The following is a 15,419-nucleotide window of genomic DNA, read 5'->3' on the forward strand; positions in this document are numbered from 1 at the left end:
GCCGGATGTGACTCCCACGGGCGTCTCTTTGGCTGTCAGCGAGCTGGCACCCCCATCACCGTTACACCAGCAGGCACGTTCTTGGTGACGCACGCACAAGCTCCCACGAGCACATTCTCGGCCAGATCCAACCCCTGCAAGACGACGGCGCCAGCGCCGATGACGGTACGTGTGCCCACCCTGACTTCGCCCGAGATTGTCGCGGCCGGATTGATCGAGACGAAGTCGTTCAATAAGGAATCGTGTCCTACCGTTGCATTCGGGTTGACGTGCACATGCCTACCGATGGATACATTCGTTGAAATCTGCGCCCCACCACAAATGATGGAGCCTTCTCCGATACTGACCATGGAGCCAACCGTCGCGGCGGGGTGAACAACGATCGCGCCAGTTAGCCCTGCAGTACGGAACTCCTCGTCAACGCGCTGTCGTAACGTTGGGCTCCCTATGCCTATGAGGTACTGTGCGCGATTCCCCCCAGCGAGCCATTCGGAAGAGCGCCCCAGATAGCGAATGCCTCGTGAATTCAACCGGGCGGCATTGTTGAGACTCGGATCGTCGTCGACTACCCCAAGTAGGTCGAAGACAGGTTCACCGGCCGCCCTATTCACTGCATCAACAACGTCTAGGGTCTCGCGACCGAAACCGCCGGCCCCGATGACTACCAGTGGCGTACTCACCGGTCGACAGCCTTGTCGCTGCGTTTCCCCATGAATTCACTGACCGTGGCATATCCCTCTGCCGAGATACCTTCGCGCTTCAATACTGAAAGTACTGTTGCGCACATGATTCGAAGGTCCATCGCAAAGCTGCGATTTTCGACGTACGCGATGTCCAATGCGAATTTCTTATTCCAATCGAGTGAGTTGCGCCCGCTGACCTGTGCAAGTCCAGTGATTCCAGGTCGCACTTCGTGTCGCCGGCTCTGTTCGGCCGTATACCGGTCTAGATATTGGACGAGCAGCGGCCGCGGACCCACCATGCTCATGTCACCGCGTACGACATTAAATAGAGTCGGGAGTTCATCGAGACTGGTTGACCTCAGAACTCGTCCAAAAGAGGTTAGGCGCTGGTCATCAGTAATTCTGCCTTGCTCGCTGTTAATGCTCCGCATCGTGCGGAACTTGTATAGTCGGAAGATTTTGCGATCGCGACCTGGGCGATCTTGCACAAATAGGATGGGTCGACCAAGGTTCAGCACAACGAGCCCAGCGACTAGGACTAGCACCGGTGACAAGAGGACTAGCCCGACACATCCGCCAACGATATCCAGCACGCGCTTTGCGAGTTCGTAGCGATGTCGACGGGCCGCAATTGTCATTGACGGCCGCCAAGAAAGCCGTTGACCGCTGAGAACAATCGGTCGATCTCGGATTCACCGAGTGCCGACCCGCTGGGAAGAGTCAGGCCAGTCCTAAAAAGTCGCTCGGAGTGGCCGTTCGTTAGCGAGCGGGTGCCCGCAAACACTGGCTGCAAATGCATGGGCTTCCATAGCGGGCGGCTCTCGATGTTCTCGCCAAGCAGCGCCGAACTCAGGTCGGCTGGCGTCCAGCCGGTCACCGCCGAGTCGACGATGATCGAAGTGAGCCAGAAGTTGTCCTGTGCATCACATGCTCCGCCGAAGATTTCGACACCGGCAACGTCCGCAAACAACTCGCGGTACAGATCGCGCATGGCACGGCGGCGGGCGATCATGTCGTCAAGGCGTGACAGCTGCGCACGGCCGAGCGCCGCCAGCAGGTTGCTCATCCGGTAGTTGTAACCAATGTCGATGTGCTCATAGTGAGTGACCGGTTGGCGGGCTTGCGTGGCCAGGTAGCGGGTGTGGGATGCGAGATCGGAGTCGTCGGTGAGCAGCATCCCACCGCCTGACGTGGTCATGACCTTGTTGCCGTTAAAGGAGACGATGGACGCCAGGCCAAAGGAGCCGGCTGGTTTACCGTCGTGGGCAGCACCAAGCGACTCTGCGGCATCGGAGAGCACTGGGATGCCGAACTCGTCAGCGACTGCGAGGATCTCGGTGTAGTTGACCGCCTTTCCCAACAGGTCGACCGGCACGATCGCGGCGACCTTCTCACCCGCACTCGTGAGTTGTTCGATCGCCTGCCCCAGCAGAGCCGGGTCCATGTTTCCAGTTTCCAGCTCGCAGTCCACGAAAAACGGCTCGGCACCCGTGTAAACGACTGCGTTTGCCGTCGCCGCGAACGTCATCGTAGAAGTGATCACTACGTCGCCGGCACCGATACCAAGCCCCAGGAGGCCAAGATGAAGCGCCGCCGTGCCCGAACTCAGGGCCACGCCGTGCTTAACCCCGATGCGGTCGGCTAACTCTCGTTCGAACGCGTCGACCTCAGGACCCAGCGGCGCAATCCAACCGGAGCGAATCGCTCGAACGACCGCCTCCTCCTCGAGGAGGCCAACGTCCGGTGACGACATGTAAATGCGTCCGCTCATCGCGACACGACCTCGGAATCCCATCTGGCTTGCTCAAGCTTGGCCGGCTCCAGTGCGGGCACGGTGGCATGCGAGATCTTCGGGTGAATAGGGCGCTGGTCAGTCTCCGACTCGCCCATGAGCACCTCGTGCAGCTTCTCGCCATCGCGGAGGCCTGTGAAGGTGATCCCGACGTCCCGTCCGGAGCGGGCGATCATCCGCTCGACGATGTCGAGGATTCGCACGGGCTCGCCCATGTCCAAGATCAAGACCTGCCCCGGGCTGCCGATCCCGCCGGCCTGGATCACCAGGTGGCTGGCCTCCGGGATCGTCATGAAGTATCGAGTTGCATCGGCGTGGGTTACCGTGACGGGGCCACCGGACTCGATCATTCTGCTCACGATAGGCAGAAGCGAACCGCGACTGCCGAGCACATTACCGAACCGGACGGACAGGTAACGGCGCCCGCTTTGCTCTGCTGCCCACGCGGTCAACTGCTCGCCAAGGCGCTTCGAATAGCCGAGCACGCTCGTCGGGTCCGCGGCCTTGTCGGTAGACACGTTGACGAAGATCTGCACGTCGATTGCCATGGCGGCCTTCAGAACATTGAGTGTGCCGAGCACGTTGGTCTTCCAGCCCTCCTCCGGGTAGCGCTCGAGAACGGGTAGGTGCTTGAGCGCAGCGGTGTGGAATACCACCTCGGGGCGCCGTTCGGTGAAAATCTTCTCTAGTGCTTCCTCGTCCCGGATGTCGGCGAGCACAGTTTCCTTGGTCTCCATCAGCCCGTGCCCCAGGATCAGGAACTCGGTCGTTTGCAGGTTGGTCTCATCGTGGTCGAGGAGGATCAGTTCGGCGGGGTCGTACTGGGCAATCTGCCGCGACAGTTCGGAGCCGATGGAGCCGCCGGCTCCGGTGACAAGCACCCGCTTGCCGGTGAGGTAGTCGGCGACCGTTTCCACGTGGGTGTCGATCGGATTGCGGCCGATCAGGTCCTCGATCGCCACCTCGCGCAAGTCGCTTAACCGCGACTTGCCCTCCAGGATCTCCTGAAGCAGCGGCAGCACCAGGACGCGTAGCCCTGCCGCTTCGCCTGCGTCGGAAATCTTGCGGATCAGTGCGGCGTCAGCGTGTCCGATGCTGATAACGAGCGCGGTTGCCCTCGTTTTCGCCACCAGAGCGGCCAGATCGTCGCCGGTTCCCAGCACACGCACCCCGTCGATGCTGAAGCGGGACTTGAAGGCGTCGTCATCGACCAGACCGACGGGAAGGTAGGGCGAGAGCGCGTCGGTTCTCATGCGATGCACCAAGTGCTTGGCGAGATAGCCGGCACCGTAGACCAGGGTCCGCTGAGCAGTACTGTCCGGTCGAGTCTGGCCCTCAACATAGACGCGCTGTAGATAGCGGAGTCCTCCCATGAGCACGAACGCCAGAGGTACCGCAATGATCGCGCTGCTCCGCGGTATGTGTATCGTCGACGCCGAGATGAGTTGAGCGCTAGCCAGTAGGACACCAACTATCCCAACCACAAGTGCAAGTGCCCTGGCCTCGTGGAAACTGCCGAGAACGAAACGCCCGCCGTAGAGTGTAATTCGCCAACCTAGAAGCAACTGCAGCAAGGCAGCCACCAGGCAGGCAATCAGCACGGACAACCAGTCGATCTGGCTCACATCGAAGTCATAACGGAGCAGCACAGCTCCGATTATTGCCAGGGCCCACGCGGCCGCGTCCATCGCATATTGGTAACGACCTCGAACCAATGACACAATGCGTCGCGGGGCCCGTTGCCCTGTCGATTCGCCAGCGATGTCAATGGGCGGTGTGCTGAAATTATTCATAATCTCACTGTGTTGGCCAGCGACGTCAGCTATGACGACTGGTCGAACTCTATTTCTCCTCTTTGTTGCATGTTGGGGGCGGTCCTCGGCAAGTACGAATCCGCGGGAATCGGGGACGTGGGTGCGGACTTCGTCAGGATGACTCCCACGGTGGTTTGCGGCCAAGCTCTGGAAAGCGCGATTCGACGGCAATTAGGTCGTATTTCACTTGCTCTGTCCGAGCGATGAGCGACACTTCTGTCGACACTTGACCGACCACGAAAAGCAGCAGATACGGCGTAACTGTTGGCTCGTAGTCGGAGTCTATCGCGAGCGCTGAAAAAAACTCCGTCATGGGGGCTGGGACCAGCGGATCGCCTGGCACTGTTTGAGAGGGGGCCGCGGAACTTCCGCTCCAACTCAAGGGTGGTCGACCGATGAGGCGAGATCACTGTCGGAGACGGTTTCGCCATCGGAATGTAGATCGTCGTTGGGCGGACACAGCGGTCCCGGTCTTTTGTCAAGCCCTGGGATAGGTTCTGAACCTCCAACAAGCGATTCGCCCCTTCGTGTCGAATAAGTCTCGTATAACCTGGCTCGTTTGATGTTTGCACAAAGCGATCAGCGCTGTCTCCTAACATACGATGAAAAGGCCTATTAATAGTGGCTCGGGCACGGGTAGTTGTTCGAAGTGGGGTGAGAGGGACACGGGGCCTAGCGTGCATGTCTCAATGAGCTCGTCGAGACTGGGGTGATCCCGTGCTAGGTTTCACCTCCGGATGCTGTGCGACTGAGCGCCAATCTTCTTCTGCGTGAGGCCGTTGGAGTGGCTGAGGTGCAGTTCACATGAATGGCCCGTCCTCCAAGAGTTTCTGGAACGACGCCGCACGCCGGAACGCCGCTTGGCACGTTGCAACTGGGTATTCAAGCGAAACCGAGGAGTTCTTTGCATCCGGCGTTCGCGAGGTAGACGAGTTTCTGTCGCGAGGCGGTGTGGCGTTGACACACGAAGACACGCTGCTGGAGATCGGCTCCGGAGTCGGGCGGATGACGCGACAGTTTGCCGCCCTCGCGGGACGGGTGATCGCCGTGGATGTCAGTGGAGTGATGCTTGATCGGGCGCGCTCGAATCTCGCCGGGCTGGAAAATGTTGAGTATCTCGAGGTTTCCGGGGAGGGAGAGCTGCCAATTGCGGACGCAAGCGTAGACGCTGTGTTCTCCTACATCACCCTGCAACACGTGCCCACCGCATCGGCCCAGGAACGCTATTTCGTCGAGGCGTTGCGAGTTCTCCGGACGGGCGGTTGGGTGTACCTTCAGTTTCGCCGTTCCGGGCTGCTGCCTAGGCTCCTGGACTGGGCTGGGCACCTCGGGCACCTGCTCCGTTGGAGACGGACCCTCAGCCGTGCGTGGCGTGGGTCTCGCATCAGTGAGCGGACGCTCTTGGGATACGCATCAGAGAGCATGAGCATCCGAATCCTGCCTCAAGGTCGACGGCATATATGGGTGCTCGGCCGAAAGGATTCAGGTGCCGATCGTCAACTCCCGTAGCCTCGTTGAGCTTGCGGCTCACCCTGCGGGCGCGCCAAGGCCCACCGGACTGGACCCCACGAGCGCTCACCGCGCTCTTATCTAGAATTAGACCTGCCCGGATGCCCATAGTGTGTCCGCACCTGTTTGTTCGTACCGTTTGTGCGTAACTGGACATACCCACCTGCCCGGAGAATCCTCGGTCAGCGGATGTCCTGCCCGGCCCACCCAGCCGACGCGTCGTGCGGGCGAGCCGACCACCAGCGCGAAAGCGGGCACATCCTTGACCACGGTTGTGCCGGCGCCCACCAGCGCCCACCGGCCGATGGTCACCGGCGCGATGCACACGCTGCAGGCGCCGATTGGGGCGCCTTCTAGGACGGTGACGCCGACGGCCTCCCAGTCGTCACCGGACTTGAGAGTGCCGTCGACGTTGACCGCGCGGGGGAACTGGTCATCGGTGAACACCACCGCCGGACCCACGAACACGCCATCGCCCAGCCTCGCCGGCTCGTAGACCAGGGCGTAGTTCTGGATCTTGCAGTTGTCGCCGACAACCACGCCCGGCCCGAGGTAGGCGCCGCGGCCGATGATGCAGTTCTCACCTACGCGCACATCCTCGCGAATATGTGCGTACGGCCACACCGTAGTACCGTTCCACAGACGCGTGCGGAGGCAGCGACCTCCGCCGTACTGTGGATGCGGTCATGGGAACTCCCGTGCGGTGGAGCTGAGCGTTCGTTGCGGATCAGCCTAGTCAGTCAGTCGGCCTCGCTGGACTTCTTTGATCGCGTCGAGGGTCAGCGAGGCGGGCGCGTCGCATCCGGATGTGGGATCGCCGCAAACGCCTTACGCCAGCTCAACTCGCGGGACGCCTTCACCGTGCATACCACCAGGGTCAGCCAGCCGAACTCGATCAGGATCGAACTTTCCGCGAACGAGCACGCCACCAGCGCGACCAGCACCAGAGCCGGCCAGGTGAACACCGTGCTGCGCTGGTGCGACCCGAGCAGCCAGGACCGCACCAACGCCAGCGCGATCAGCACGAGAAACGCGAACAGGCCCACCAGCCCCAACTGGAACCAGACATCCAGGAACGCATTGAGGGCCGAGGTCGACGGCCGGGCCGCCTCCACGTCGAACGCGGCGAACGGCAGCAGCTCGGGGCGCCAGTGCCCGATCCATCCCCAACCCTGCAACTCATGGAAAGGCACCAACTGCCAGATCGCCTGCCAGAGTCTGATCCGGTAGGTGACCTCGCCGGTGGCAGCGAGCATCGCGATGATGGTGCCACGGAACAGCCACGCGGACACGGCGACCACGATTGTCGTTGCCAGCAGCGCGAACTGCCAGCCACGGCGTTGATGCGGCTTCAGCCGCCGCAGCCAGTACAGCGCCAGCGCCGCGAGGCACACCAGCACCAGCGCCCCGCCGGACACGGGCGAGCGACTCAGCGCGAGGCACAGCCCCGCCACCACGATCGACCCGATGCCGACCCCGCGGGTCACCGACTTGGTGCGCAGCTCCGTGGCGAACGTGATCAGGGCGACCAGCGCAGTCACGCCCAGCTGATTGCGGGTGCCGAGCAGCCCCTGGATCGGCCCGAGTACATCCAGGTTGCCGGCGACGCCGAGGAAGCGCACCGGAGTGTCCAGCAGCAGTCCCGAGATCACCTCCACCACCAGGGATGCCGTCAGCACCACCCGGAGCACGTCGCCGAAGATCCGCACGATCTGAATCGTGTCGCGCAACAGCCCGACGGTCAGCCCGAGCAGCGTAAAGCCGACCAGATAGGCCAGGGAACCCAAGCTGGCCCACTGGTATTCGCTCCATATCACCGACAGGCCCGCCCAGCCGACGAACACCAGCAGCGACAGCGGCAGCAGTCCGTACCATTCGATCTCGCGCCGCTTCACCAGCAGCGCGAGCACCGCGAATACCGCCAGTCCGCCCAGGATGCCGAGCAGTCCCGGCCAGCCGATCGTCTGCCGCAGCGCGAACGCCGCCGCAGCCGTGCCGACCGCCGTCGTGCACAGGGCCGCCACGAACCGCGGCGAGCCGAGGAACGCCGCTGCGGCCGCGCGGGCGGTGTGGCTCCTCGGCTGATTGCTCATGATCACCTCAAAGTTACGGCATGACCTTCGGCAGGGCCGGGTCCGGCCGCGCGGTCTTCACGGCTAGCAGCGTCAACAGCAGCCAGCCGTACTCGACGATGAGCCGGCTCTCTGCGAGGCTCTGCACAATGAGGGCGGTCAGCAGCAGGATCGGCAGCAGCGTGAGGGCGGACGCGGCGCGGGGTGTGCGCGCCGTCAACGCGTCCGAATGTGCACTCGGCATCCGAACCGCCATCCGCGAGGCCCGAGACACCGTCACCACCACCAACGTGGCGAACACCACCACGCCCAGAATGCCCAACTGCAGCCAGACATCCAGCCACGCGTTGTGCGCGTGCAACTGCTGCACGCCGGCCTTCTTGACAAGGTTCTTGAACGGGGCCGCCCACGGCGCCCAATAGCTGATCCAGCCCCATCCGAAAATGGGACGCTGCTGCGCCAGGCCGATGACGGCGTCCCAGATTCCAAGCCGCCCGGTGAGGGTGTCGCTCTTGCCGAGCAGCGCCAGCAGTTGTTCCCGGAACACGCTGATGATCGCGGCGCCGGCCAGCACCAGGGCCGCCAGCGTCCAGTAGGTGGCAACCAGGGCGCGACGGGTGCGGGCGCGGCGCACCGCGAGCACCGCCACTACCACCGCCGCGCACACCGCGATCCCGACGAAGATTGTTGCCGAGCGGGTGATGGCAGCGATCAGCGCGGCCAGCAGCATCCAGAGCGTGCCGCTGACCCGGCCGACCGACCGGGAGGCCAGCTGCACGCCGAACACGATGAGGCCGAGCAGGGCGATCATCGCCAGCAGGCTGGAGTTACCGACGATGCCCTGGATCTTGCCGTCCACGAATAGTACGTCTCGGGACCAGTAGACGAGCTTGGGCAGGTGGGTGGTGTCGCCGTAGTCGACCCAGAAGGGCAGCACGGCGTGCCGGATGACCAGGGAGACGGTGAGTTCGAATAAGAGGGACAGACCCAGGATGATCCGCAGCGCGATGCCGAGGGCACGCAGCAACTCCGCCCAGCTCAGGGTGATGGCCAGCGCGGTCGCTCCGGCGGTGGTCAGCCACTGGGATAGCGCGCCCGCCGCGGTCAGCCCCGGATAGAAGGACCAGGCGATCGACAGTGTGGCGAGCACGAGGAAGGCGAGCAGTGTCACGGGGAACGGGCGCAGGCGTCTCCGGTTTTGCAGCAACAGTTGGACAGTGCCGATGGCGAGGATCAGGATGATGACGCCCCAGCCGTACCAGCTGATCGAGTAGCGCCAGGCGTCGCCGGCAAGCATCGTGAAGAATACAAGGACGGCGAATCCGATGCGGAATCCGCGGCGCTCGATCATGGAGTTGAGCTTATCGAGCCATGGCATGCGCGCCGTTCGTGCCTTTGGGGAAACAGGGCGGATCCCGCCGGTCGAGTCGCGAGCGTCGGCGAGTGTATCGAGACCCGGGTTGGTGGGTGCGGACCAGCGGTGTGCGGGTCTCGATACGCCGGCCTCGCAGAGCTCGGCCGGCTACTCGACCAGCGGGGCGGCCTCGCAGAGCTCGGTCGGCTACTCGACTAGCGGGCGGCGGAGTGGCGATGTTTCGCTAGCGTGGTGTTGTCACTAATAAGGAGACCCGTCTAATGTTCGTCGGCATTACCAACACACCTCGCCCTTACGCGTGGGGTTCCACCACAGCGATCGCTGAAATCCTCGGGGTGGCCGCCTCGGGTGGCCCGGAGGCGGAGCTGTGGCTGGGCGCGCACCCGGGGTCACCATCGCGAGTACTGGATGCGGCGCAGACCGGCGGCGCCGCCGACCTCGGCCGCTGGATTGCCACCGATCCGACTGCCGCCCTGGGCGCCGCCTACGATGGGCCGCAGCTGCCGTTCCTGCTCAAGGTGCTGGCGGCGGAGCATCCGTTGTCGCTGCAGGCGCATCCGTCCGCTGCCCAGGCGCGCGCCGGCTACCTGCGCGAAACCGACGCGGGCGTGCCGCTGGACGCCCCACACCGCAACTACCGCGACGCGCACCCCAAGCCCGAGATGATCTACGCGCTCAGCGACCGGTTCGATGCACTGTGCGGGTTCCGGCCGGTGGACGAGGTGCGCGACGTGCTGCAGGGCTTCGTCGACCTCGACGTGCGCGGTGACACCCCCCAGGCAGCGCTGCTCTACGACCTGATGGATCGGCTCGACACACTGCCCGAGGCGTTCGAATGGCTGCTCGCCGGCGGCCCACAGGTGGACGCGCTGGTAGCGCGGGTCAGCCGCATCGCCATGCTCGCCGGATACGCCGGACGGGATGCGTTCCCCGAGTTCGTCGGCGCCGCGCCGCTGCCCGGGTCGTTCGGCATCGACCGGGAACTGGCCACGGTGCGCCTGCTCACCGCGGAGTACCCCGGAGATCCCGGCATCGTCGTCTCGTTGCTGCTCAACCAGGTGAGCCTCGCCCGTGGTGAGGCGCTGTATCTGCCAGCCGGCAACATCCACGCGTATCTGCACGGGGTGGGCATCGAGCTGATGAGTGCCTCCGACAACGTGCTGCGCGGCGGACTGACGCCCAAGCACGTGGACGTGCCGGAACTGCTGTCGGTGCTCGACTTCACGGATGCGGCGGTGCCGCTCCTGGAGCCGGCGGCGCCGTCGGCGGGGGTCTCGGTGTTCCGGCCGGGATCCCGGGCCGACGCGCCCGACTTCACGCTGGTGCACGTGGCAGCGCCGGGGGAGCCCGGCGTATCGGGCGCGGGCAATTCGTCGTTCGCGCTACCGGGACCGGCGATCGCGCTCTGCACGGCTGGCGCGATGTGCGTGGCCGGCGCCGCGGCATCCGTCGACCTCGAGCGCGGCCAGGCGGTCTACATCACGCCGGATGAAGCAACTCTCACCTTCACCGGAACCGGCGAGCTGTTCCTGGCGACCACCCGCTGACCTTCCCGTGGCTCGCACTCACCTCGCCCCGGCCACTTTCACTATTCAGGAGGGTGTGTGACCCCTGTGGTCACCGGTGCTGTTGAGGACGACACCAGTCGCATCCGTCTCACCCATCACACACCCTCCTGACTAATGAAAGCGCGGTCAAGGACGAGTTGGCGCGCGTGGCGCGGTCCTGCCCGGTCGAGATATCCGGTAACCGTGTCCGGGCCGCTCAGCTGGCGACGCGCTCGCCGAAGGTGCGTCGGTAGGCGGTCGGCGTGATCTGCAGCACCTTGAGAAAGTGGTGCCGCATCACGGATGCCGCGCCGAATCCGGTCTCGGACGCGATCTCCTCCAGCGGCCGATCGGACTGCTCGAGCAGCTGCTGCGCCCGGATGAGACGCTGCCGGTTTAACCATGCCGCCGGCGTGGTGCCCATGTCGGCCCGGAACCGCCGGGCGAACGTGCGCGACGACATCAGCGCCTTGCGCGCCAACTGATCCACGGTGAGGTTCTGGTCCAGGTGCGCCACCATCCACTGCGTCACCGCCGCGAACGAGTCACTGCGGCACTCGGCGATCGGGAAGTCGATGTACTGCGACTGGCCGCCGTCGCGTTGCGGGGGCACCACCATCCGCCGGGCGATCACGTTCGCCGCCGCCGCGCCCAGCTCCCGCCGCACCAGGTGCAGCGCCGCGTCGATGCCCGCCGCGGTGCCCGCGCTGGTGATCACCTTGCGGTCCTCCACGAACAACACGTCGGGGTCCACGCTGGCCAGCGGGTACCGCGCCGCCAACTCGTCGGTGTACATCCAGTGCGTGGTGCAGCGGCGACCGTCCAGGATGCCAGCCTGCCCGAGGGCGAACGCGCCACTGCAGACGCTGAGCACCCAGGCACCCCGGCGCTCGGCATCCCGGAGCACCTTCAGGTAGGCCTCGTCGGCCGGGTAGTCGCCGTGCGCCGGCACGGCGATCAGGTCAGCGTCGGCGGCTGCGGCAAGGTCGTTCTCGACCACGATGTCGAAGCCGAGCTTCGTGGTGACCCGGCCGGGCATCGCCGTGGCGACCGTGAACTCGAACGACGGACCCCCGGTATCGGTGCGGTCGATGCCGAACACCTCGCAGATCACACCGAACTCGAACGGCGCCAGGCCCGGCACGGCCAGCGCGACGACTTTGTTGAGCATCCGGAACTCCCTCGGCGGTATTGGCAGAAAACAGTATTGGCAGAAATCATCCGTTGGGCGTCAATTCTGCCACTTTCGGCGCGGCCTGCCAATGCCCAAGATTGCTGGCATGGAATTTCTCATTGCAGCAGTGGGGATGCTGGGACTCGGCGGCATCGCCGCGACGGTCTCGCTCATTCGCCGCGACGGATACCGCCGGGTGCCCACCCGGCCGCCCCGCTGATCGCGCGCTGACTGGGCCGACTGGGGCGCCCCTGGCGGCGCGCTAACCTGGGGCCATGACCTGGTTGGTGACCGGCGGCGCCGGCTATATCGGCTCCCACGTGGTGCGTGCGCTGCTGGATGCCGGACAAGACACGGTCGTACTCGACGACCTCTCCACGGGGCGCGAGGCGTTCGTGCCCGGCGGCGCCCAATTGGTGCGCGGTTCGATCCTCGACGGCGAACTGGTGCTCGACGCGCTGCAGCAGCACCAGGTCACCGGCGTCATCCATGTGGCCGGATTCAAGTACGCCGGCGTCTCGGTGACCCGCCCGCTGCACACCTTTCAGCAGAACGTCGAGGGCACTCGGGTGCTGCTCGGCGCGATGCAGGAACACGGCGTCGACCGGATCGTGTTCTCCTCCAGCGCGTCGGTGTACGGCACCCCGGACGTCGACCTCGTCACGGAACACACGCCCAAGCATCCGGAGTCGCCGTACGGCCAGTCCAAACTGATCGGGGAGTGGCTGCTGGCCGACCAGGCCGTCGCCACCGGACTGCGGCACACCTCACTGCGCTACTTCAACGTCGTCGGCTCCGGCGACCCCAGCGTGTTCGACGTCAGCCCGCACAACCTGTTCCCGCTCGTGTTCGACGCGCTGCTGGGCGGGCAGACCCCGCACATCAACGGCGGGGACTACCCAACACCGGACGGCACCTGCGTGCGCGACTACATCCACGTCGCCGACCTCGCGCTGGCCCACGTCGCCGCCGCACGGCGCCTGGATGCCGGCGAACCCATCCAGCCGGCCTACAACCTCGGCAGCGGTGACGGCGTCTCGGTGGGCCAGATCATGGCCGCCGTGGCGGAGGTAACGAACATTCGGTTTACCCCAGAAGTGGGGGCACGCCGGCCGGGCGATCCCGCGCGCATCGTCGCCTCCGGAGACCTCGCCGCCCGCGATCTGGACTGGCGGATGCGGCACAGCCTGCACGAAATGGTCTCCAGCGCGTGGGAGGCGCGGCGGTTGGCCGGGTGAATCACAACTTCACTGGCGAGTCAACCCTGAAGGCGGAATTGAGGGTTTACGATTTGCGACTTGCGCTGGGGGAACTACACGGGTGTAATTATGTTTAACACGGTGCGCAAGTCGTGGGCTACACGAGGGGAGTTTGTGCTATGGCGCTGAACGATCATCGCGGCAGAGTCCCTGACGACTGGTTTGTCGACCCGATCAACCTCGGCGTGCCGGGAGTACGACGACGTACCGACGAGGACGACCCGCTGGCATGGCAGGCGGATGCGCTGTGCGCGCAGACCGATCCCGAAGCGTTTTTCCCCGAAAAGGGTGGATCCACCCGCGACGCGAAGAAGATCTGTGCGTCCTGCGAAGTGCGCGCCCAGTGCCTGGAATACGCGCTCAAGAACGACGAGCGCTTCGGCATCTGGGGCGGCCTCTCCGAGCGCGAGCGTCGCAAGCTGCGCAAGCGCGCCTAGCCCGTTCTCCGGCGACGGAGCCTCCGGTGGTCGGCCCTCCGGTGGTCAAGCTCCCGGTGGTCGAGCCTTCACGTCACGTGGCGTGCTCCAATGTCAGTGGTGTGGTATTCACTTAGACCCATGGAACACGAACACAAGTTCGAGTCTGCTGCGGTGATCACCGTGTCTGTGCGGTCGACACCGTGTCGGCACGTATGTCAGCGGCAAGGTGTGTACTAAGACTGTGAAAGACATCTTCGATGTTCCTACTCCGGATGCCGCCGAGCTGGCGGCAATGGGGATCGCGCCGTGGGAGTTGGACGGCCCGCTGGCCTGGGAGTGCGAGGACTGGGATGCCGAGGGTTGGACTCCCGAGGGCTGGGTCGACCCCCGTACCGACCCGGCGGAGGCGGTGGACCTGGATCCGTTGGGTGATGATCCGGTCGGATCGATCGATGTGTCCGAGGCGATTCGGGTGGGTGTGGGCCGGGTGACCGAGCTGCAGGCGCAGATGTCTCGGTTGCAGGCGCTGCAAATGCGGGAGTTAGCGGATTTGGAACAGCGGACGGAAAACGCCCTGCCCCAGGGAGCGACGCAGGAGCAGCGGGACTGGGCGCACCGATCGATGGCGGCCGAGTTGGCGGTGGCCTGCCGGGTGTCCACCGCCACGATGCAGAGTCGGCTGTCCGAGGCGCAACTGATGGTGCAGAATTTCCCGGCGGCCGTACAGGCGCTACACGCCGGCCGGATCCAGGCCGGACATCTGCGGGCCATCGCCCTGTACGGTCGGTGCATCGATGATGCGGATGCCCGGGCCCGCTATGAGGAGCTGGTGTTGGAGCGGGCCGAGCGGGTTACTCCGGGCCGGTTGACCAAGTACGCGCAGTTGACCGCGTCCCGGGTCGGGAAGGTGTCCTTCCAGGACCGGCACAAGAAAGCCCGGGAGGCCCGGTGTGTGCGCTTGTCCGACGAGGATGATGGGATGGCCACGTTGACCTTGTATGTGACCAAACTGCTGGGTACGGCCATCTGGGACCGGCTGACCGAGCAGGCCAAAGCCATCCATAGCGCCAACACCTGCACCGACGATCAGGCCAACACTGCGTCTGATCCGCGTACGTTTGATCAGATCCGCGCCGATTTGGCTACCGAGCTGTTGTTGACGGGGCAACCCACCGGTGGGCCGGATGCCCCGCACGCCGCGGGTATCGGTATCCGTGCCGAGGTGTCGGTGGTGGTCCCGGTGCTGTCGCTGCTGGGCCAGGGTAAGGTTCCGGCCGTGCTGGCCGGGCATGGTCCGATCGGGATGGATGACGCGCTCCGGTTGGCCGCCGATGCTCCGGAGTGGGTGCGGGTGCTCACCGATCCGGTGGCCGGGATGGTGCTCACCGTGGATAAGTACCGGCCCTCGAAACGATTACGCAGATTCTTGCAGGTCCGGGATGGCCGATGTCGGTACCCGGTATGTAACCGGGCCCCCCAGCGTACCGAGATCGACCACACCTTCGCGTGGGAGTTCGGCGGTAAGACCACACCAGAAAATCTGGAATGTTTATGCAAAGGCGATCACACGCTCAAACACCACAGTGCCTGGACGGTACGCCAAGTCGCCCCCGGCATCCTGGAATGGACCAGCCCCCTCGGCCAGATCATCACCGACCTACCCGACAACGATATTCCCGGCAACATCCCACCCTTCTAACCCACAGGCAGGGTCTCGACACTTCGACAGGCTCAGTGGAGTCCAGGCTCGACCACCGGGGGGCTGGGGCGGGGCG

Annotated in this window: 13 protein-coding genes; 5 read left to right on the forward strand and 8 right to left on the reverse strand. The window is 64.6% G+C overall.

Annotation, left to right across the window (positions count from 1 at the left end; genetic code table 11):
• Positions 1-35: 35 nt before the first annotated feature.
• The 4 genes from ABFX56_RS11320 to ABFX56_RS11335 are packed head-to-tail and all read right to left on the reverse strand — an operon-like array spanning position 36 to position 4,163.
• On the reverse strand, positions 36-680 hold the full coding sequence (locus ABFX56_RS11320; RefSeq protein WP_346233431.1) for an acetyltransferase: 645 nt from the start codon (positions 678-680) through the stop codon (positions 36-38).
• On the reverse strand, positions 677-1,321 hold the full coding sequence (locus tag ABFX56_RS11325) for a sugar transferase (RefSeq protein WP_346233432.1): 645 nt from the start codon (positions 1,319-1,321) through the stop codon (positions 677-679). Before ABFX56_RS11325 ends, ABFX56_RS11320 begins: the two co-directional genes overlap by 4 nt.
• Positions 1,318-2,454 carry a DegT/DnrJ/EryC1/StrS family aminotransferase gene (locus ABFX56_RS11330; RefSeq protein WP_346233433.1) on the reverse strand — a complete coding sequence of 379 codons (1,137 nt, stop codon included), beginning with the start codon at positions 2,452-2,454 and terminating at the stop codon, positions 1,318-1,320. Before ABFX56_RS11330 ends, ABFX56_RS11325 begins: the two co-directional genes overlap by 4 nt.
• Positions 2,451-4,163, reverse strand: coding sequence for a polysaccharide biosynthesis protein (locus ABFX56_RS11335; RefSeq protein WP_346233434.1), 1,713 nt, complete (start codon positions 4,161-4,163; stop codon positions 2,451-2,453). Before ABFX56_RS11335 ends, ABFX56_RS11330 begins: the two co-directional genes overlap by 4 nt.
• A gap of 930 nt (positions 4,164-5,093) precedes the next feature.
• Here ABFX56_RS11335 and ABFX56_RS11340 point away from each other — a divergent pair.
• The gene (locus tag ABFX56_RS11340; RefSeq protein ID WP_346233435.1) at positions 5,094-5,798 is read left to right on the forward strand and encodes a class I SAM-dependent methyltransferase; all 705 of its coding nucleotides are present in this window, start codon (positions 5,094-5,096) and stop codon (positions 5,796-5,798) included.
• An 87-nt stretch (positions 5,799-5,885) separates the two neighbouring features.
• Here ABFX56_RS11340 and ABFX56_RS11345 read toward each other — a convergent pair whose 3' ends face one another.
• From ABFX56_RS11345 to ABFX56_RS11355, 3 genes are all read right to left on the reverse strand, one after another.
• Positions 5,886-6,392 (reverse strand): acyltransferase, encoded by a 507-nt coding sequence (locus tag ABFX56_RS11345; protein ID WP_346233436.1) that lies wholly within the window; start codon positions 6,390-6,392, stop codon positions 5,886-5,888.
• 185 nt (positions 6,393-6,577) lie between these two features.
• Positions 6,578-7,891, reverse strand: coding sequence for an O-antigen ligase family protein (locus ABFX56_RS11350; protein WP_346233437.1), 1,314 nt, complete (start codon positions 7,889-7,891; stop codon positions 6,578-6,580).
• 13 nt (positions 7,892-7,904) lie between these two features.
• A complete protein-coding gene (locus tag ABFX56_RS11355) occupies positions 7,905-9,248 on the reverse strand; it encodes an O-antigen ligase family protein (RefSeq protein ID WP_346233438.1) in 1,344 nt (447 codons plus the stop codon).
• 257 nt (positions 9,249-9,505) lie between these two features.
• Between ABFX56_RS11355 and manA the strand changes: the two genes are divergently transcribed.
• A complete protein-coding gene (gene manA / locus ABFX56_RS11360; RefSeq protein WP_346233439.1) occupies positions 9,506-10,792 on the forward strand; it encodes a mannose-6-phosphate isomerase, class I in 1,287 nt (428 codons plus the stop codon).
• Between the two features lie 217 nt (positions 10,793-11,009).
• Here manA and ABFX56_RS11365 read toward each other — a convergent pair whose 3' ends face one another.
• Positions 11,010-11,963 (reverse strand): GlxA family transcriptional regulator, encoded by a 954-nt coding sequence (locus ABFX56_RS11365; RefSeq protein ID WP_346233440.1) that lies wholly within the window; start codon positions 11,961-11,963, stop codon positions 11,010-11,012.
• Between the two features lie 278 nt (positions 11,964-12,241).
• Here ABFX56_RS11365 and galE point away from each other — a divergent pair, with 278 nt between their 5' ends.
• The 3 genes from galE to ABFX56_RS11380 all read left to right on the forward strand — a co-directional run bounded on the left by galE (position 12,242) and on the right by ABFX56_RS11380 (position 15,343).
• A complete protein-coding gene (gene galE / locus ABFX56_RS11370) occupies positions 12,242-13,204 on the forward strand; it encodes a UDP-glucose 4-epimerase GalE (RefSeq protein ID WP_346233441.1) in 963 nt (320 codons plus the stop codon).
• 140 nt (positions 13,205-13,344) lie between these two features.
• On the forward strand, positions 13,345-13,662 hold the full coding sequence (locus ABFX56_RS11375; protein WP_346233442.1) for a WhiB family transcriptional regulator: 318 nt from the start codon (positions 13,345-13,347) through the stop codon (positions 13,660-13,662).
• Positions 13,663-13,885: 223 nt separating this feature from the next.
• Positions 13,886-15,343 carry an HNH endonuclease signature motif containing protein gene (locus ABFX56_RS11380; RefSeq protein ID WP_346233443.1) on the forward strand — a complete coding sequence of 486 codons (1,458 nt, stop codon included), beginning with the start codon at positions 13,886-13,888 and terminating at the stop codon, positions 15,341-15,343.
• Positions 15,344-15,419: the final 76 nt, after the last annotated feature.

It is taken from the genome of Parafrigoribacterium mesophilum (genome assembly GCF_039652555.1).
In the GTDB taxonomy this organism is placed as follows: Bacteria; Actinomycetota; Actinomycetes; order Actinomycetales; family Microbacteriaceae; genus Parafrigoribacterium; species Parafrigoribacterium mesophilum.